We start from the raw sequence: 20052 nt of genomic DNA, 5'->3' as shown, positions 1-20052 counted from the left end.
AAAAGTACGTCTTTGAGAGGAACGAAGCAATCTCACGTGCGACATCGACAAAAGTTTATATTGGAGAGATATTGAACGCGGATGACACGGATTCGCAAGCGAAGACACGGATTATTGCGGATTTTTTTCTGGTAGGGTAAATAATAACAATAGTATGTTGAAAAATGTTTTCAAAAGCGCGCTATTTTGACAAAAGAGAAATCATATAAATGAACATAAAGTATGTCATTCTCTGGATGTGATTCTCTTTCGTAGAAATTTGACTAACTATGAGAAAAATCCGCGAACATCTGCGTCTTCGCTTGCGAATCCGCGTCATCCGCGTTCAAAATTACATTAGTAAAAAGCTTTGCGGTTTAAACTAATATCAACTGCATAAATACCAAGTCAAGCCAGTGATCAAACTTAAATCCGACTTCACGAATCGTTCCTGTAGCTACAAAACCAAATTTTTCATGAAAAGCAATACTTCCGGCATTATCAGCATCGATGGCGCCAATCATTACATGATATCCTTGTTCTTTTGCTAAACGAATTAATTCTGTCAGTAATTTAGAACCAATGCCTTTTCCTATCACATGATCTACAACATAAACAGAATGTTCAACAGTATATTGATAACCAATTTTTTCGCGAAACTGTCCGTAACTGCCAAAACCAACTACTTCGCCATCTAAATCGGCTACAACAACAGGCAGGTTTTTAGTTTTTTTATCCTCAAACCATTTTGTTTGCACTTCAAGAGTCTGAATATCATAACTATAATTTGCCGTTGTATGTAAAATAGAATGATTTACAATTTCAAGAATTTTATCTAAGTCGTCTGTAGTTGCGGATCTGAGTATTATGTTCATGATGTTTATAATTGGAATTTGGAATTTATATCTTGGAATTTTATTTGTTATTTAATTCTGCCAGTAAAACATCAACATCTTTAGAATTCCAATTCATTTCCTTTGCAATTGTTTTGGCATCTTTGGCGTATTTTAAAGCTGATTTTTTATCTTTTATTTTATTATACAACCTTGCTGTAAGCAAATTACCATCGTAAGAATCATTTAATTCTAAAGAATGTTTTACCCACAAAATTGATTTTTTAAGGCTTTCCTCGTCAGTAATATGTTTCAGATAAGTTTGTCCAATATCTTTTAGGAAACTGGCATCATTCCAAACTAATTTTTGAGTATCTTCAAGTGTAACTTTTTTATAAAACTGCCATTTTTCGGTTCTTTCGGCCAGAGTTAAATCAAATTTAAAAACGAGTGAATCTGTTTTTTGCAAACGAATTGACTTTGCAATTTCTCTTTGTTTATAATAGTTTATCGTATCTAAATTATCTACATAAGGGCGCAATAATTCTGTTACAATACTTTCTATTTTTCGATCAACACGATTTTGCGAAGCTACGGCGGCAAACTCTTTTTGGTGTTTTAAAACATATTGAAATTCCCTCGAATTAATATCCGTCACTCCATTGGCAATAATGCGCCAGTTTGTTTCGCTAACTAGTTGAACATCTGATTGCGTTTCAAGATAAATATGTGTTGGAATGGATAATTCTGTTCGGTCTTTTCCTTTTTTTAAAGTGTTTAAATAAGCAAAAAACTTAGTTGAATTGCTTTTATCGGCTAAAAACTCTTTCTCCAGATAAGGCAATTGCATTTTAGGATTCAAAGCAAAATTGGCCTCGCTCATAAAATCAGCTTTTTTCATTTCGCCTTTTAAAGCATATAAAAGTGTTTGATTATCATCCAAAAATAAAAAAGTAGGCAATGATTTGGTATTGAATTTGTCTTTTAGCGTAATACCTTCTTCCTTTTCAATATTTTTCCAAACGCAGATATAATTTTTCTTCAGGAAATCCATTACGGCTGCATCGCTAAAAACTTCATTTTTCATTTGATTGCAATGCGGACACCAATCGGCATAAAGCATTATAAAAAGTGGTTTTCCTGTATTTTTTGCAGTTTCCAAAGCTGTTTTATAAGGAACATCATCAGGAATAAACTGATTTTGAGATTTTACTGTTTGAATTGAAATGAATATAAAAAGTATATATAAGAAACGCATGTTGTAATTTTTACTAGGAATTTCGTTTCACAAATATATCCTCTTTTTACAAAAGCTGTCTTAATATCTTCCTAATTTATAAGTTAAATCCAGTACGAAGTTTGTAACTTTGTACTATCAAAAGTGAATCTTACTCTTAAAGATTTTCTTTATAAAATAATACATTATAAGAATGATTTACCCCAAAATACCGCTTGCACAAAGCATTATCGAAATTTGTTTAGCAAAAGGAATCACCAATATTATAATTTCTCCGGGATCAAGAAACGCACCTTTAACTATAGGTTTTGCCCAAAATCCTAATTTTACCTGTTACAGTATTGCAGACGAGCGTAGTGCCGCTTTTTTTGCATTGGGAATTGCCCAGCAAATTAAACAGCCAACAGCTGTTATATGTACTTCAGGATCAGCATTATTAAATTATTATCCCGCTTTTGCCGAAGCATTTTACAGCCAGATTCCTTTAATCGTTATTTCAGCAGATCGCCCGCAAATTAAAATTGATATTGGTGACGGACAAACGATTCGTCAGGAAAATGTTTTTCAGAATCATTCTGTTTTTAATGCTAATTTAACTGAAGAAGCTTCAGAAGAAAATGATTTAAAAATCAATAAAGCGATTGAAACGGCGATTCTTCAAAAAGGTCCTGTTCATATCAATGCTCCGTTTGAAGAACCGCTTTATCAAACCGTAGATACACTTTCGATCCATCCAAAAATTACCGTTTCCGAAGAAATTATCGGAACAAAAACAATAGAAAACAGCGAAGAATTAGTTTCAGTCTGGAACTCTGCCAAACGTAAATTAATTATGGTTGGCGTTAACGAAGCCAATTCTATTGATGATAAAATTATTCAAAATTTGGCAAATGATCCATCGGTCGTAGTGCTGACAGAAACGACTTCTAATCTTCATCATCCAAGTTTTATTAATAGTATCGATACTTTAATTACTCCATTTGAAAATGGTGATTTTGAAGACTTTCAGCCAGAAATTTTAATAACTTTTGGAGGAATGATAGTTTCGAAAAGAATTAAGGCATTTTTACGAAAATTCAAACCACAACAACATTGGCACATAGATACTTTGCGTGCCTACGATACATTTGATGCAAAAACAAAACATATTGTAATGCAGCCAAATGATTTTTTTACCGATTTACTTTCTAAAACAACATTTGTTGAAAGTGATTATTTTTCCAAAATCGACAAGATTTACGATTTACGAAAGGTAAGAAAACAAGAATATCTAAGTAAAATACCATTTTCTGATTTTCAGGTTTTTGAAAAAATAATTGAAACTTTACCCAAAAACAGTCAATTGCAAATAAGCAATAGTTCTGCAATTCGATACGCCCAATTAATTGATATTGATAGTTCTATAGAGGTATTTTGCAATCGTGGCACAAGCGGAATTGATGGAAGTACATCAACTGCAATTGGGGCTTCGGTAGGGAGTAAAAAGCAAAATGTTTTTATTACAGGTGATATTAGCTTTTTGTACGACAGTAATGCTTTGTGGAATTCTTATATTCCAAATAACTTCAAAATTATATTGATAAATAATGGAGGAGGAGGGATCTTCAGGATTTTGCCGGGTCATGAAGAAAAACCTGTTTTTAATACATATTTTGAAACATCACATCAATTAACGGCTGAACATTTGGCTAAGATGTATAAAATGAACTATTTAACGGCAAATGATTTGAACTCTTTAAAGGAGAGCATTGATTTATTATATAGCCAAAATAATGCTGCGGGGATTTTGGAGATTTTTACACCCACTTTTGAAAACAATGTCATTTTGAATCAATTTTTTAAGGAATTAATCTAATTTTTAAATTGTAAGTTAAATTGGGTTAAAATTGTTGTCATTGTAAAATAAATATGTAAGTTTGGTTTTTTAAAATAACAATCAAATAAACTGTTTATTATGAGTGCAAGAGAAGAATTAATTAAAAAGTATGCAGAAGATTTAAAGGAAAAATGCGGAGTAACGCCAAATATGGATTTATTGACTAAAGTAACAATAGGCTGCGGACCATCTATATACAATACAGACGCATCTACAGTTGCAGGAAGCCAACAATCAGAATTAGACACGGTTAAGAAAAATTTCCTGATCAAAAAATTAGGTTTGCCAAATGGTCCTGAATTAGATACTGCAATTCATGCTGTGCTAGAAAAGTATGGTAAAGCCAATAAACACAAATACAGAGCAGTAGTTTACTATTTACTGACAGTACACTTTAAAAAAGAAAGTGTTTACAAATAAATTGAAACTATCAAATACAAAAGCACCATTAATTTGGTGCTTTTTCTTTTTATAAAACAAAAATTATGAAGCAAATAGCGCTTTTTACTTTTTATCTGGAATATTTTTCTGCGAACCATTTTCAAACTTCGTACATTTGCACCTTAGAAACTTAGTCGCTTAGAGACTCAGAACCTCATTATAATGATTGAAATAGGAAAATACAATACACTAACTATATTACGTGATACCAAGGTTGGTTTATTTTTGGGGAATCCAGAAAAAGATCCCGAAGGAATTCACGACATATTATTACCTAATAAATACGTTCCAAATGAATTTGAAATAGGCGAAGAACTTATCGTTTTTGTTTATTTAGATCACGAACAACGTCCGGTTGCAACAACTCTTGAACCTTATATATTATTGAATGAATTTGCTCTTTTGCGGGTAAATTACATCAATCAGGTTGGTGCTTTTATGGATTGGGGAATGGAAAAAGACATTCTGGTTCCGTTTAAAGAGCAGGCGCGCCCAATGGAAAAAGGAAAACGTTACCTGGTTTACCTTTATATGGACGAAAAAACAAATCGTTTGGTGGCTTCAAGTAAATTGAACCAATTTTTATCGAACGACCAGCTTACAGTTGAAAAAGGAGAAGAAGTTGATTTGATTGTTTCACATATTACCGAATTAGGAATAAATGTAATCATCAATGAGCAACATAAAGGTTTGTTATACAAAGATGAAGTGTATGACGACGCGATTAGAACCGGCGACAGAATGCGCGGATATATTAAAAACATTCGTCCTGATAATAAAATAGATGTTGCTTTGCAAGTGCAGGGATATCAAAGTATTGAGCCAAATGCCGAGAAAATTTTAGATGAATTGCGTGCCAACAGAGGCTTTTTACGCTTAAATGATAATTCTCATCCCGAAGACATTAAGACAGTCTTAAAAATGAGCAAAAAAACCTTTAAAAAGGCTGTTGGAGCTTTATATAAAGAAAAACTCATCGAAATAAAAGATGACGGGATTTATCTTATAAATGAATAAAATTCCAATTTTCTAAATTCCAAATTCCAAACAGATGAAATTCCAATATAAAAAATCCAAATTCCAATTCTGACCTAAGTATTGGAATTTGGATTTTTTATTTTATCAGAATTCAAAAATTGGAATTTGGAATTTAAGTTTTGGAATTTATTTTTTTACTGGAATTTGGAATTTATTTTTTGGAATTTAAACCATTTATAACAGGAAAGGCTACTCATTACAAGTAGCCTTTCCCTTTTTATTCTAGTTTTAAAAAAAATTGTAATTAAAAAAAAACAGAAATAAAATTATTCGAATCAATCATTAAGATAATGACTTTAAAAATTTTAGAAATCATCTTCGTGATTGGTATGTCTTTAAATAGCTTATAACATTCGCATCAAAAGCAAAAAATCAATTTCACGGCAGAACCATTTGGTTTGTTTGATATTTATATTTATAGAAAGTTCTTCAATTTTAATTAAGTCCCCATTATCGTAATCCTTGTTAGACAAATTGAGTAAACAATTCTATTTTTTAACCTTAGGTGTTACTATCTCTCCTTTGAGTTTTTACAAATGCATAAACCATTTGCCCATCAATTAAAGTCTTAGTATTCAAAACCCCAAAAAAATGAGCGACAAATTTTTTAAATTTTCTCAAAAAAATCATTTTTTAGGTTAATAAATCAGTGAAAGAAAATCAATCTGAAATCAATGAAATAAATGTATCTAATTGATTTCTAGGGCGTAAAATTACTTCTTTTTTTTTAAAACGAATGTTAAATAATGTTATTTTTTGTAAGTAAATACTATTTGTTAACATTCAGCCACAATTTAGTAAAGACTTAAAGTAAATTGAGTAGGTAAAAATGTAAAAATGGTTTATTTTTACACTATAATTATTTAAAAGATACAAATAGAAATGGATTGGATTACTGCCAGAGAATTTGAAGATATAACTTATAAAAAATGTAATGGAGTTGCAAGAATTGCTTTTAACAGACCCAATGTTAGAAATGCTTTTCGCCCAAAAACAACTTCAGAATTATACCAGGCCTTTTACGACGCACAAGAAGATACTTCGATTGGGGTAGTTTTGCTTTCTGCAGAAGGACCATCAACAAAAGATGGCGTTTATTCTTTTTGCAGCGGAGGAGATCAAAATGCACGTGGACATCAGGGGTATGTTGGCGAAGATGGCCAACACCGTTTAAATATCCTCGAAGTGCAGCGTTTAATTCGTTTTATGCCTAAAGTGGTTATTGCCGTTGTTCCTGGTTGGGCAGTTGGCGGCGGACATAGTTTACATGTGGTTTGCGACATGACTTTGGCTAGTAAAGAACATGCTATTTTTAAACAAACTGATGCCGATGTGACTAGTTTTGATGGTGGTTACGGATCTGCCTATCTGGCCAAAATGGTGGGACAGAAAAAAGCACGTGAGATTTTCTTTTTAGGAAGAAACTATTCTGCTCAGGAAGCAATGGATATGGGAATGGTAAATGCCGTAATTCCGCATGATGAGCTTGAAGATACTGCTTATGAGTGGGCTCAGGAGATTCTCCAAAAATCACCAACTTCTATAAAAATGCTAAAATTTGCAATGAATTTAACCGATGACGGAATGGTTGGTCAGCAGGTATTTGCAGGAGAAGCAACACGTTTGGCCTATATGACCGAAGAAGCAAAAGAAGGTAGAAATGCGTTTTTAGAAAAAAGAAAACCAAATTTCGGAGAAAATAAATGGTTGCCATAGAAATATTTTAGATTTTAGATTGCAGATTTTAGATTTGAAATCTGTGATCTTAATTCAGAATCTAACAATCTAAAATCAAAACTCTAAAATCTAAAATTAAAATAAATGAAACATTGGATTGAAGCCGCCAGACTGCGCACATTGCCTTTATCAGTTTCCGGAATAATAGTAGGAAGCATATACGCCCTATCAAACCCAACCGAAACTATCAATACACCAACTGAAGTTTTTAGCTGGAAAATTTTTGGTTTTTCACTTTTAACGACACTTGGTTTGCAGGTTTTATCCAATTTTGCAAATGATTATGGAGATGGTGTAAAAGGTACTGATAATGCCGACAGAGTTGGTCCGCAACGCGCCATACAAAGTGGAGTCATTACTCCACAGGCAATGAAAAAAGCTATTATAATTACTTCGATATTGACCCTTTTATCGGCAATTATTTTAATATATTTTGCTTTTGGAGAAAGTAATTTCGGATATTCCATATTTTTTCTACTATTAGGAATTGCTGCAATTGCTTCTGCAATTCGTTACACAGTTGGTAATTCTGCTTACGGATATAAAGGTTTTGGAGATGTTTTTGTTTTTGTATTCTTCGGACTTGTAAGCACTTTGGGAGTAAACTTTTTGTATTCGAAAGAAGTAGATCCTATTTTAATTTTACCTGCAGTTTCAATTGGTTTATTAAGCGTTGGGGTTTTAAACCTTAATAATATGCGTGATGAAGAATCAGACAAAAAATCAGGAAAAAATACTATTGTAGTTCAAATGGGCGGAGCAAAAGCAAAAATTTACCATTTTGCATTGATTATAACAGCGATGCTTTTGGTTGTTGTTTTTGCAATATTGAGTGATTATCGTTTTGATCAGTATTTATTTTTATTGGCTTACATACCTTTAACCAAACATTTAATTACCGTTTATAAAAACCAGAATCCTAAGTTATTAGATCCGGAATTAAAAAAACTCGCACTTAGTACATTCTTACTTTCTATATTATTAACGGTATGTATGATTTCGCTGATTTCAGACATCATCGTTAATCTCTTCTTAGGCGGAAGATAAAATAAAGTTCAATTTTAAAAACTCATCAAATGAAAATTACATTTTACGGACATGCTTCTTTAGGTATCGAAGTGGGAGGAAAACACATAATTGTTGATCCTTTTATTACAGGAAATCCACAAGCGGCAGCAATCGATATAAACACATTAAAAGCGGATTATATTTTATTAACGCATGCACATGGCGATCACGTTCTTGACGTTGAAGCTATTGCAAATCGTACCAATGCAGTAATTGTTTCTAATGCAGAAATCACAAGTTATTATGCAAAACAAGGACTTAATGCTCACCCGATGAATCACGGCGGAAGCTGGAATTTTGATTTCGGAAAGGTAAAATATGTAAATGCAATTCACTCAAGTTCTTTTCCTGACGGCAGTTACGGAGGAAATCCTGGTGGTTTCGTAATAGAAAGTGAACATAAAAACATATACATTGCCGGAGATACAGCTCTTACAATGGATATGAAACTGATTCCTTTAAGAACAAAATTAGATTTAGCAATTCTTCCAATTGGAAATAATTTTACAATGGATGTTGAAGATGCTATAATTGCTTCTGATTTTGTAGAATGTGATAAAATTTTGGGTTATCATTTTGATACTTTTGGTTATATCGAAATCAATAAAGAAGAATCTATCCGTAAATTTTTCGATAAAGGAAAAGATTTAATGCTTTTAGGAATCGGAGAATCTATTGAATTGTAATTAATAACTGATTCCAAACTATTAGCTATGTTTTTTTGTGGTTCTCGAAATATCCGGCACCACAAAAGAACATGTTTTATCAAAGTTTAAAAAAGATTTTTTGCGTTAATCAAATATGGATAATATTAAGTTTATTTGTGATTGCTGTGGTAAAGAACATGAGAGTTGGCCTGCACTAATCTATAATTCCCCAAGCAGTTATTACAATCTTTCACCTCAGGAACAGGAAGAAATAGCTGTAATCGATCAGGATTTTTGTGTAATTAAGTATCCGGATCATGTAGATCGATTTGTCAGATGTGTTCTTATTCAGAAAGTTAATGACCATTGTGAAGATCTTGAATATGGTTTTTGGGTTTCCTTAAGCGAAAAAAGTTTTAAAGATTATCTTGAAAATTTTGATAATGAAAATCATGAAACACAATATTTTGGGTGGCTTTGCAATTATATTCCACAATATAAATTTTCAAATAGCGTTCCTACAACCGTTGTAACCAAAAGTGGTAATGACAGACCGGAAATTTTTCCTCATCAGGATTTTGACCATCCTTTTGTAAAAGATTATTATGAAGGAATTACAAAAGAAGAAGCTGAAAAAAGAATTCAGGGAATGCTAAAAAATTAGGCTTGAAATTTGCATGAAATATTTAAACTAAATTTTCTAAAATGAATTTAAAACAAATAGCCCTATTTCTTTTAATAACAGTTTCTTATAACTCTTTTGCACAAAAAGATGGTTATTGGGACAAAGAACGCGCCACGACAAAAGAAATTATTGTTTATGCACGTGACCGAATCACGCTGACAACTGAAGATTTACCCGTTGGAACAACCGAAATCGTGTACAGAATTACTCTTCTGGACGAAAACCAACAAATGGCAAATAGTTTAGTTTCAGTATTAAAAGCAATTCCGGATCCTACAGGAATAAGTCAGGGTTCTGCCGGAGCAGTTTTTTTAATGTCAAAAATTTCCGGGGACGATACTTGTACTTACGCATTATTTACTTCGGGTGAAAATGCAAAAAAGTATATTGAAGACGGTAAAACAGACAAGGCTTGTTACGCTCAGGTTGATGCCGTAAGCAAAGACGCCAAACGATTATCGCTGGATAAATCTTCTTGTTTAGGACAAAACGTAAATACAATATGGTTTGGTTTTCACAGTAAAAACTGGGTTTTAAATCAAAAAATAGTTTTGGAAGTTGTGCCGTGGGTTGATACAAAACTGAATCGAGGCTGGAATCAGGACAATAAAAATGAAATTATCAGCTTATGCAAAACATCTACAATGGCACAAAAAATGGCCAATTCTGATGATTTTTGTGTTTGCATTATGGATAAAATAACAAAACAATATCGTTATTCAGAGTTTCAAAAATTATTGCCAATCGAAAAAAACAAAGTTTATAAAGATTTTGGTAACGCTTGCTACAAAGATGCTGACATTTCAAAAAATGTTTATAATGATTTGAGAACTCAGGCTTCGGTTTTAATAAAGCAACAAAAATACAATGAAGCAATTCCTAAATTAAATACCATAATTAATGACGGAAAAGCAACTGCACTGGACTACAGTTCTATAGGCTATTGTTATATTTTGACTAAGCAATATGCAAAAGCCATAAAATCATTAAAAGAAGGTGAGAAATTAGACGATACAGAACTATTAGTCAAATTAAACCTGGCGCATGTTTATTTGGTTAGTGATGATTATAGCGAAGCAAAAGCGATTTATAAAAAATATCAGACTCAAAATGTTACTGACAGTTTAAGCTGGACAGAAAAAACAAAATTGGATTTTGCCGCTTTCCAAAAAGCAGGTTTACCATCAAAAGATTTTGAAAAAGTTTTAAAACTTTATAATTAAAAATTTTTCCATCATATAAGTTATATAAGTAAATTTAAGTTAGTCACTACGCAATATTTAAATGAACTTATATAACTTATATGGTTTAAAAAACATACCAACTTGAAAGCAACTTACCACAAATACATGCTCGAATTCAAACGCCCGTCGGGAACGTCGCGTGGCATTATGACAGAAAAAGAAACCTGGTTTATTGTTCTTGAAAAAGACGGTAAAAAAGGAATAGGCGAGTGTGGTATTTTGCGCGGTTTAAGCGCTGATGATCGTGACGATTATGAAGAAAAACTAAATTGGGCATGCCAGAATGTTCATTTAGGAGAAACGGCACTTTGGGAAGCTTTATTAGAATTTCCGTCTATACAATTTGGAATTGAAATGGCTTTTTTATCCTTAAAAAGTGAAAATCCGTATTTATTATTACCTTCAGATTTTACCAATACTACTAAATCAATTACCATAAACGGATTGGTTTGGATGGGAGAGGCTTCATTCATGAAACAGCAAATTGAAGAGAAATTAGCAGATGGTTTTAATTGTATAAAATTGAAAATTGGAGCAATCGATTTTCAGAAAGAATTGGAATTGCTACAGTTTATAAGAAGCCATTTTTCTGCAGAACAAATAGAAATTCGTGTGGATGCCAATGGAGCTTTTGCTTTAAATGAAGCTTTAAATAAATTAAATCAACTAAATCAATTTCAGCTTCATAGTATTGAACAGCCTATAAAAAAAGGTAATATTAAAGCGATGAAAGACTTGTGTGAAACAACACCTTTTCCAATTGCATTAGACGAAGAATTAATAGGCGTTTTTTCATTCGAAGAAAAAGAAAAATTACTGCAGGAAATTAAACCGCAATATATCATTCTAAAACCAAGTTTTGTTGGAGGTTTTAGAGGAACACAAGAATGGATAACATTAGCAGATAAATATAATATTGGCTGGTGGATTACATCAGCATTAGAAAGTAACATTGGGTTAAACGCCATTGCACAATGGACTTTTCTGCAAAATTCAAAAATGCCGCAAGGTTTAGGAACAGGCGCACTCTACAATAATAATATTGATTGCCCGCTTGAAGTTTCTAATGGTAAATTATGGTATAATAAGGCTAAAAACTGGGATTCTGGTTTTCTTGAGAAAGCATAAAAAAACTGGCTTTTGACCAGTTTTTAAGGTTTAATCAATATTTGGTTTTTATTCTTTTCCTCCCATTAGGTTTTCCTGTAAATCTTTCAGATCCTGCCATTTCCCTTCATAGGCAAGTAAAGCTTGTTTTGCCCACGTACTAGGATTGTGAATCGCATAATTTTCTCCTCCTGCATCTAGAATTGCCTGTAGTTTTTCGGTAGATGCTTCTGATAATTCCTTCCACGTACTGATTCCGGCAGCATTCATTAGAGTTTCAATTTTTGGTCCTATTCCTTCTACAATTTTCAAATCATTCTCTTCTATTTTTTTATTGCAAACTGATGCTGCCAAATCCTGATCAAAAAGAAAAACCGGAGTTGTACTGGCTGCAAATGACTGAGTTGTTTTTGATGTGGATAGTTTTACCGCTAAATCGGCTTCCAGAGCAGAAATTCGTGTATTCAGGCTTTTTGTATGTGCTTTGCATGCATCCAAATCGGCTTGTAAATCAGCTGCAAGAGAACCATCTCCTTTTGAATTCATTTTCCCTAGTAAGTAACCTAAAATTCCACAGATTAATCCCACTAGCACAGGTATTAAAATACAAGGTATATTCATAATAGTATATTTTTGATTATTATTTGATCGTTATAACAGTTCTTCTGTTATTTGCTTTTCCTTCAGCGGTTGTATTTTCTCCAATTGGCTCATCAGGGCCTTTCGATTCGGTTCTAATGCGTTCGGCATCGATTCCATTTTTCACCAGATAATCTTTAGAAAATTCAGCCCGTTTTTGTCCCAAAATTACATTTGCATCACGGTTTCCAACATTATCAGAATGTCCCACAATTAAAACTGCAGCGTCTTTAACATTTTTCAGGTATTTCAAAATATCAGTTACTTTTTGTTTTTCAACCGCGTTTAAATTATCACTTGCTTTATTGGTGTTGAAATATAGAATCAAAGGATCAGAATTGATTTTTTCTTTTAAAGTATTCCATTCATTATTAACAACCGTAGTGGTATCTAAAGCCGGAAAATTATATTCTACAGGACCAATAAGAGTATCAGAAATCATTTTCCAATTCTTAATAATTTCCCCTTTTGTATCAAACTGGCTTGCCGTTAAACCTTTAGAAACAAAATATTTTTTAACCTCATTTGCTCTTGCAAGCCCGAGATTTTCAAAAGTCGAGTTGTTGGTTTCATCAGAAATAGCATAACCTGTAATTATTACTTTTTGTTTTGAATTTGAAGCTAAAAATGTTTTAAGATTTTCAATCCCAATTCCTATAGAATCACTAACAGGATTAATTAATGCCGCACTGTTTTTGAGGAATTTAAGGTTATCACCAGTGCGAAAATCAATTCCGGAACCATTAAGAATAAAACGAACCATAGTAGTATCACTGGTAGCTACGGGTGTTTTTTCGGTGGCAACAGCTGGCGTTTTCATACTGCAATTGCAACAAAATTTGAGGTATAAAAAAGTGCCTAAAATAATTGTTATAGCAATGCCTAATAGATAAAGTGCTTTTTTAGACATGGTAATGAAGTTTAGATCCTATCAAAATTAACAAAAAAATAAATACAAAATGCTTTAATAATCAGTTATTTAAAATATAACATTCTATTTTTGAGATGATTACAAGATTAAATTGATTAGAATGTATTGATAAAATGCAATTTCAAACTGAATTAAAATGAGTAACTTGCAGTAAAAATTTAATTTGGAGTTAAAATGATTGAAATAGAAAGAAAGTTTCTTGTAAAATCAAATGATTTTAAAGAACAGGCTTTTACTCAAAATAAAATTTCACAAGGTTATTTGAGTTCACTTCCCGAAAGAACGGTGCGCGTGCGAATAAAGGGAGCTAAGGGATTTATTACAATAAAAGGAATTGGGCATCACGGTGGAATGTCGCGCTTTGAGTGGGAAAATGAAATTCCGCTTGATGAAGCGCAGGAACTGCTAAAATTATGCGAAAAAGGTAAAATCGAAAAGACTCGTTTTGAAATAAAAGCCGGAAAGCATGTTTTTGAAGTAGATGAATTTTATGGAGAAAATGAAGGTTTGGTAATGGCTGAAATTGAATTGGAATCAGAAACAGAATCTTTTGAAAAACCGGAGTGGCTTGGAGAAGAAGTTACTAATGATAAAAGATATTACAACGCTTATTTGAGCAAAAATCCCTTTAAAGACTGGGAAAAATAATAGATTTATGACAGAATACGATTTGATAATTGTTGGAGGCGGCCCAATTGGATTAGCCTGCGCAATTGAAGCTCAAAAGAAAAACTTACGCTATTTAATTATTGAAAAAGGTGCAATTGTAAATAGTATTTTCAATTATCCGTTGTACATGACTTTTTTTTCAACGGCCGAAAGACTTGAAATTGGAAATATCCCATTTAATTGCCTTGCACCAAAACCCGGTCGTCAGGAAGCTTTAGAATATTATCGAAACATTCATCGCTATTTTAATTTTTCCATTAATTTGTTTGAAGAAGTAATTAGTGTGGAAAAACAAGAGAATTCGGTTTTCAAAATAACTTCTGACAAAAAATCTTATGAAGCCAAGAATGTTGTTATCGCTACAGGTTTTTACGATATTCCGATAGAAATGAATGTGAAGGGAGAGGAATTGCCCAAAGTTAGACATTATTATAAGGAAGCTCATGAATATGCTTTTAGAAATATTTTAGTTGTTGGCGCCAATAATTCATCTGTTGATGCTGCTTTAGAATGTTGGCGAAAAGGAGCTAATGTAACGATGGTGATTCGCAAAAACGAAATCAATAATCGCGTAAAATATTGGGTAAAACCAGATATCGAAAATCGAATTGAAGAAGGAAGTATAAAAGCCTATTTTCAATCGAATATTACTGAAATCAGGGAAAATGAAGTTGAAATAGAAACTCCAAACGGTAAAGTTACTATTGAAAATGATTTTGTTCTTGCTTTAACGGGATATAAACCTGATTTGACTTTTCTTGAAAAAATGGGTATTCAGCTTTCTAATGATGAGCTAAAAATACCAACTTATAATCCTGAAACTATGGAAACTAATGTCGAAGGTTTATTTTTGGCAGGAGTAGTTTGCGGTGGAATGCAGACACATAAATGGTTTATTGAAAACTCACGCATTCATGCGAATATGATTGTAGATTCTATTATTTCGAAATAAAAAAAGTTGCCACAGATTAAAAGATTCTATTGATTATTTTTGCCACGAACTCACAAATTTGTTTGAAATATTAAACGCAATCATTCGTGAATTCGTGGCTATTTTTTAAATCTAAATCTTTTTAATCCGTGGCAAAAAACTTTTAAGAACTACAAGAAAGCATAGAACAACCCACTTTTGAACGTGCCCAATCTGGTCGTTTTGCGAACCATTTTTCTAATTCCGGCTGCTCGTCATATGGCTTTTGCAATAGCAAGTACAATTCATTTATCAACGAATAATCTTCCTGATCTGCAGCATCGATGGCCAATTGTGCCATATAATTTCGTAATACATATTTTGGATTAATTGTATTCATTTTTTGTGCACGATCTTCATCCGATAATGTTTCATTGTTTAATCTTTCGAGGTAAACTGAAAACCATTTTTTCCAGGATTCTAAAATGTCTCCTGAAATTTCTTCACGAATATAAAAGGCATCCTGAATTTTTTCAATAGCGTCTTCTATAGAATCTTCTTTTTTAATTTTACTTAAATTTCTGAAAAAGATCGTCATATCAGTTTCAGATAATTGCAAAACAGTTTCTAAAGCGGTAACTAATTTATCGTCAGTTTCAGTTGAAGTAAAAATACCTAATTTACTTAAAAACATTACTTTATAATCAGATTGAAAATCATTTATAAATGATTCTAAAATCTTTTCTAAAGGTTCAGCTTCATTTATTAAAGGATAAAGTGCATTGGCCAATTGAAACAAATTCCATTGAGCAACCTGGGGCTGATTGCCAAAACGATATCTTCTGTTTTGACTATCAGTTGTATTTGGTGTCCAGTTTGGATCATAATTCTCTAGCCAGCCATACGGACCATAATCAATTGTGATTCCATGAATTGACATATTATCGGTATTCATTACACCATGCACAAAACCAACACGCTGCCAATGCAAAATCATTTCGCGGGTGGTATCTGCAACTTTTTTGAAAAATTGTATATATTGTTCTTTTGGCTCGCCTGTAATTTCAGGAAAATAATGTTTGATATTATATTCAACAAATTGCTTTAAATTTTTAAGTTCATTTCGGGCTGTAAGCATTTCAAAACTCCCAAAACGAATAAAAGACGGAGCAACACGACAAACGATGGCACCTTTTTCGTAAGCAGGGTTTCCGTTGTATAAGATATCTCGTAAAACCTGATCTCCAGACAACATTAGCGAAAGTGATCGGGTAGTGGGAACTCCTAAATAATGCATGGCTTCGGCACATAAATATTCTCTTATCGAAGAGCGCAAAACGGCCAAACCATCAGCAGTTCTGGAATATGGAGTTTTTCCTGCACCTTTTAGCTGAAGGGTAAAAAACTCATTATTATGTTCAACTTCAGTTAGATTAATTGCACGTCCATCACCCAATTGTCCAGCCCAGTTCCCGAATTGATGTCCGGCATAACACATGGCGTAAGGTTTTGTTTCCGGCAAAATTTCTTTTCCTGAAAATGCATTCAAAAAGGCTTCTGACTGAATTTCATCTACAGAAATTCCAACCAATTCAGCAACTTCTTCAGAGGCATGAATTAGTTTTGGTTCAGTAGGTTTTGTTGGATTTACGTATGAAAATAATGCATTTTTAACCTGGCGAATTTCATTTGTTTCATCCGGATCTGCGGGTAATTCAGCTGTAAACCGATTATTTATTTTTAAATTTTTCATTGTAATTTTATTTTTTTTGCCACAAATTAAATAATTATAATGTCTAGAAAAATAGCCACGAATTCACGAATGATTACGCATAACTTTTTAAAATAAATTCGTGAATTCGTGGTTATTTTTAGATTGTTACAATAAAATCTAAGACAAAAAACTTCTATTTAAACAAGTTTATCTGCGTACATTTTTTTTAATTTCTGCACTTTTGGATCAATTACTATTTGGCAGTAACGTGCATCTTGATTGTTATTGTAATAATTTTGATGATCTTCTTCGGCTTCGTAAAAAACTTCAAATTCAACTAATTGCGTTACAATTGGATCATCATAAAAGTCTTTTACTTCTTCAAAAACCTTTTCTGCAATTGCTTTTTGTTCTGCATCATGATATAAAATTACAGAACGGTATTGTGTTCCAACATCTGCTCCCTGACGGTTTAATGTTGTTGGATCATGACTTGTCATAAATATAAAAATCAAATCATGATATGAAATTATGTCAGGATCAAATGTAACTTGTATGACTTCGGCATGACCGGTTCTGCCAGTACAAACTTCACGATATGGAGGATTTTTGATAAAACCTCCTGAATATCCCGATTTTAAAGATTCTATTCCTTTTAAACGCTGAATCACAGCTTCTATACACCAAAAACATCCTCCACCAAAAGTGGCTACTGATAAATTTCCCATAAATGTTATAGTTAAAGTTTTATATGCCCTATTAATCCGATAGAATATTATGATAATTTATTCAAAAAAAGACTATTTAATTAAAGATACTAAAAGGTTATTTAATGTTTGAAGTTTATAATTGATAAATTCACAATTCTATAAAAAAGCAATATATTTGCAATCAAACTCAGGCACAATAATGAATAGCAAAAATAATACCATCAGCTTAGAAACATATTTTCAGGATTTTAGAAAAAATATTGTTGGAATAAATCAGGAATTTATGTCTCCATACGGTAAAAAACAGATTATTTACACCGATTGGACTGCAAGTGGAAGATTATATCGCCCAATTGAAGAGAAACTTCTTAATGAATTCGGGCCTTTTGTGGCGAACACACATACAGAAACTACTGTGTCAGGTACTGCCATGACAAAAGCGTATCATCATGCCAGACATATTATCAAGCGTCATACTAATGCAAATCAGGATGATGTTTTGATTACGGATGGAACTGGAATGACAGGCGTTATCAATAAATTCCAGCGTATTCTGGGTTTAAAAATTCCAGAAAACTTAAAGGATTTTATTACGGTTCCTGCCGAAAAAAAACCTGTTGTTTTTATTTCACACATGGAGCATCATTCTAATCAAACATCATGGTTGGAGACAATTGCAGATGTTGAAATTATTCCTTCTTGCGAAAAAGGACTTTTTTGCCTGGATAATCTTGAACAATTATTAGAAAAATATACGGATAGAACAATTAAAATCGCTTCGATTACTTCGTGCTCAAATGTTACGGGATTGAAAACTCCTTTTCATGAAGCTGCAAAATTGATGCACAAACATAATGGCGTTTGTTTTGTAGATTTTGCCTGTTCAGGACCTTATGTAGAAATTGATATGCACCCTGCTGATCCTGAAGCTTATCTGGACGCGATTTTCTTTTCACCACATAAATTTTTAGGCGGGCCTGGAACTTCGGGTGTTTTGATTTTTAATAAAAAATTATACCATAATATGATTCCCGATTGTCCGGGTGGAGGAACTGTAAGCTGGACTAACCCATGGGGTGAACATAAGTATGTTGACAATATTGAGGATCGCGAAGATGGCGGAACTCCAGGTTTCCTGCAGGTTATAAAAACTGCTTTGGCAATTGAGCTAAAGGAAGAAATGGGAATTGAAAACATTTTGCAGCGTGAACACGAAATTGTTGATTATGTTTTTAGCGAATTAGGATCTGTTGAAAATATCAAAATTCTGGCCGGACAACATAAAAATCGTTTGGGTGTTGTTTCTTTTTTTATTGAAAATTTGCATTTTAATTTAGGTGTAAAATTATTGAATGACAAATTCGGAATTCAAACCAGAGGAGGATGTAGCTGCGCCGGAACTTACGGTCACTTTTTACTTCACGTAGATCAGGAAACTTCAAATAAATTGGTGAACGAAATTACGATTGGTGATTTGATCAAAAAACCGGGATGGATCAGAATGTCTATTCACCCAACTACTACTGATGAAGAAATTAAATTTGTTTGTGATAGCATAAAAGAATTGGCTGAAAAACATGAAACCTGGGCTTTAGATTATTCTTATGAAAAAAATACAAACGAATTTATCCATAAAAATGCAAATTCATTTGAAGATGAATTGGTAGAAAAGTGGTTTAAATCATAATTTTTTTGCAAAGATTTACCATAGAGACGCACAGTAGTGCGTGTACGTTCCAATTTACTATATTTAATTGACCAGAACAATGTGTTAGACGCACTGCTGTGCGTCTCTACGATATACGTTGCCAATAAAATATTGCGGTAAATATTTCGATAAATGTTGTGAAGATTTATAAATAAAATAATGTGTAGGGATTTTTTTTAAAATAAATTTCTAATGAATTACAAAATTTCTAATCTAGCCCCGATAGAGCCGGTATCCTTTGAGAGGAACGAACAAAGATATAGGCGAAAGCGGGACAGGTTTTCTTGAAAATTTAATATTTCTGCTTCTAAAAAAACAAACCCGACAAGTTTTTCAAAACAAGTCGGGTTTTTATATTAAATAATATTATCAAAATTATTTTGCCTGCTGAAATTTTTTGAGTGATAATAAGGCCTGCTCTTTTACTTTATCCTGAAAAAAGCCTGTCCAGCCCAGTAAAAGCCCTTTAATTCCGAAAGCTTGTTTTGACCATTTCCAAACATCAAAATTATCTGTGTGTTTAATAATCAAACCATCCTGAAAAATAAATTCGGCAGAAATTTTATTAATAACATTTCTGTTGGTTTTACTAAAATTGTAAGTTGCAACCCAATTTGCCGATCCTGTAAAATCATCAGCCTTAACATTTGAGAACTCAATTTTTAAATTGCCTTTACTTTTTAAAAGTAACATTTGCCACATGGCAGAAACCTGCTCTTCTTTTAGTAAGCCAAAAGCGGGGTCAATGAAATGAATTTTTGGATGATAGCATTCACTCATTGTTTTATAGTCGGCATTGGCAAAAGCTGTGTAGAATTTGGTGATTAAGTTTTCGTTTGGGTTCATAAAATACATTTAGGGCATAAATATAAGATTTAT

Annotated in this window: 19 protein-coding genes; 12 read left to right on the top strand and 7 right to left on the bottom strand. The window is 32.6% G+C overall.

What is annotated here, in order from left to right; genetic code table 11:
• Positions 1-356: 356 nt before the first annotated feature.
• Together AC4FQ3_RS03405 and AC4FQ3_RS03400 are read right to left on the bottom strand one after the other, a co-directional pair.
• On the bottom strand, positions 357-854 hold the full coding sequence (locus tag AC4FQ3_RS03405; protein ID WP_491180867.1) for a GNAT family N-acetyltransferase: 498 nt from the start codon (positions 852-854) through the stop codon (positions 357-359).
• A gap of 40 nt (positions 855-894) precedes the next feature.
• A complete protein-coding gene (locus AC4FQ3_RS03400) occupies positions 895-2070 on the bottom strand; it encodes a thioredoxin family protein (RefSeq protein WP_491180866.1) in 1176 nt (391 codons plus the stop codon).
• 172 nt (positions 2071-2242) lie between these two features.
• Here AC4FQ3_RS03400 and menD point away from each other — a divergent pair, with 172 nt between their 5' ends.
• The 9 genes from menD to AC4FQ3_RS03355 all read left to right on the top strand — a co-directional run bounded on the left by menD (position 2243) and on the right by AC4FQ3_RS03355 (position 11913).
• Complete coding sequence (menD, locus tag AC4FQ3_RS03395; protein ID WP_491180865.1) at positions 2243-3904, top strand: 2-succinyl-5-enolpyruvyl-6-hydroxy-3-cyclohexene-1-carboxylic-acid synthase; 1662 nt, start codon at positions 2243-2245, stop codon at positions 3902-3904.
• 99 nt (positions 3905-4003) lie between these two features.
• Positions 4004-4345 carry a DUF2853 family protein gene (locus tag AC4FQ3_RS03390; protein ID WP_491180864.1) on the top strand — a complete coding sequence of 114 codons (342 nt, stop codon included), beginning with the start codon at positions 4004-4006 and terminating at the stop codon, positions 4343-4345.
• Between the two features lie 183 nt (positions 4346-4528).
• On the top strand, positions 4529-5383 hold the full coding sequence (locus AC4FQ3_RS03385) for a CvfB family protein (RefSeq protein WP_491180863.1): 855 nt from the start codon (positions 4529-4531) through the stop codon (positions 5381-5383).
• Positions 5384-6286: 903 nt separating this feature from the next.
• Complete coding sequence (locus AC4FQ3_RS03380) at positions 6287-7120, top strand: 1,4-dihydroxy-2-naphthoyl-CoA synthase (RefSeq protein WP_035681238.1); 834 nt, start codon at positions 6287-6289, stop codon at positions 7118-7120.
• Positions 7121-7225: 105 nt separating this feature from the next.
• Entirely contained in the window at positions 7226-8188 is a 963-nt protein-coding gene (menA, locus tag AC4FQ3_RS03375; RefSeq protein WP_491180862.1) for a 1,4-dihydroxy-2-naphthoate octaprenyltransferase, read from the top strand.
• Positions 8189-8217: 29 nt separating this feature from the next.
• Positions 8218-8895: a metal-dependent hydrolase gene (locus tag AC4FQ3_RS03370; RefSeq protein ID WP_491180861.1), complete on the top strand. Its 678-nt coding sequence runs from the start codon at positions 8218-8220 to the stop codon at positions 8893-8895.
• 115 nt (positions 8896-9010) lie between these two features.
• Positions 9011-9520 carry a DUF2199 domain-containing protein gene (locus AC4FQ3_RS03365; RefSeq protein WP_491180860.1) on the top strand — a complete coding sequence of 170 codons (510 nt, stop codon included), beginning with the start codon at positions 9011-9013 and terminating at the stop codon, positions 9518-9520.
• A gap of 41 nt (positions 9521-9561) precedes the next feature.
• The gene (locus AC4FQ3_RS03360) at positions 9562-10764 is read left to right on the top strand and encodes a tetratricopeptide repeat protein (RefSeq protein WP_042566930.1); all 1203 of its coding nucleotides are present in this window, start codon (positions 9562-9564) and stop codon (positions 10762-10764) included.
• A 102-nt stretch (positions 10765-10866) separates the two neighbouring features.
• The gene (locus tag AC4FQ3_RS03355; RefSeq protein WP_491180859.1) at positions 10867-11913 is read left to right on the top strand and encodes an o-succinylbenzoate synthase; all 1047 of its coding nucleotides are present in this window, start codon (positions 10867-10869) and stop codon (positions 11911-11913) included.
• A gap of 48 nt (positions 11914-11961) precedes the next feature.
• Here the strand turns inward: AC4FQ3_RS03355 and AC4FQ3_RS03350 are convergent, their stop codons facing one another.
• Positions 11962-12513 carry a helix-hairpin-helix domain-containing protein gene (locus tag AC4FQ3_RS03350; RefSeq protein WP_042566932.1) on the bottom strand — a complete coding sequence of 184 codons (552 nt, stop codon included), beginning with the start codon at positions 12511-12513 and terminating at the stop codon, positions 11962-11964.
• A gap of 19 nt (positions 12514-12532) precedes the next feature.
• Entirely contained in the window at positions 12533-13441 is a 909-nt protein-coding gene (locus AC4FQ3_RS03345) for an OmpA family protein (protein WP_491180858.1), read from the bottom strand.
• A gap of 195 nt (positions 13442-13636) precedes the next feature.
• Here AC4FQ3_RS03345 and AC4FQ3_RS03340 point away from each other — a divergent pair, with 195 nt between their 5' ends.
• Positions 13637-14110, top strand: a complete 474-nt coding sequence (locus AC4FQ3_RS03340; protein WP_491180857.1) for a CYTH domain-containing protein — start codon at positions 13637-13639, stop codon at positions 14108-14110.
• A gap of 7 nt (positions 14111-14117) precedes the next feature.
• Entirely contained in the window at positions 14118-15083 is a 966-nt protein-coding gene (locus AC4FQ3_RS03335; protein ID WP_491180856.1) for a YpdA family putative bacillithiol disulfide reductase, read from the top strand.
• Positions 15084-15225: 142 nt separating this feature from the next.
• Here AC4FQ3_RS03335 and AC4FQ3_RS03330 read toward each other — a convergent pair whose 3' ends face one another.
• Positions 15226-16794: a protein adenylyltransferase SelO gene (locus tag AC4FQ3_RS03330; protein WP_491180855.1), complete on the bottom strand. Its 1569-nt coding sequence runs from the start codon at positions 16792-16794 to the stop codon at positions 15226-15228.
• Positions 16795-16952: 158 nt separating this feature from the next.
• Positions 16953-17483 (bottom strand): peptide-methionine (S)-S-oxide reductase MsrA, encoded by a 531-nt coding sequence (gene msrA / locus AC4FQ3_RS03325; RefSeq protein WP_491180854.1) that lies wholly within the window; start codon positions 17481-17483, stop codon positions 16953-16955.
• Between the two features lie 181 nt (positions 17484-17664).
• On the opposite strand from msrA, the gene AC4FQ3_RS03320 reads away from it, so the two are divergent.
• Positions 17665-19152 (top strand): aminotransferase class V-fold PLP-dependent enzyme, encoded by a 1488-nt coding sequence (locus AC4FQ3_RS03320; RefSeq protein ID WP_491180853.1) that lies wholly within the window; start codon positions 17665-17667, stop codon positions 19150-19152.
• A 396-nt stretch (positions 19153-19548) separates the two neighbouring features.
• Here AC4FQ3_RS03320 and AC4FQ3_RS03315 read toward each other — a convergent pair whose 3' ends face one another.
• Positions 19549-20019: a nuclear transport factor 2 family protein gene (locus AC4FQ3_RS03315; protein ID WP_491180852.1), complete on the bottom strand. Its 471-nt coding sequence runs from the start codon at positions 20017-20019 to the stop codon at positions 19549-19551.
• Between the last annotated feature and the right edge of the window lie 33 nt (positions 20020-20052).

The organism is Flavobacterium sp. AK-345 (assembly GCF_058310175.1).
Note: the sequence above shows the minus strand (reverse complement) of the source record. Positions and strands in the feature narration are given on the sequence as shown.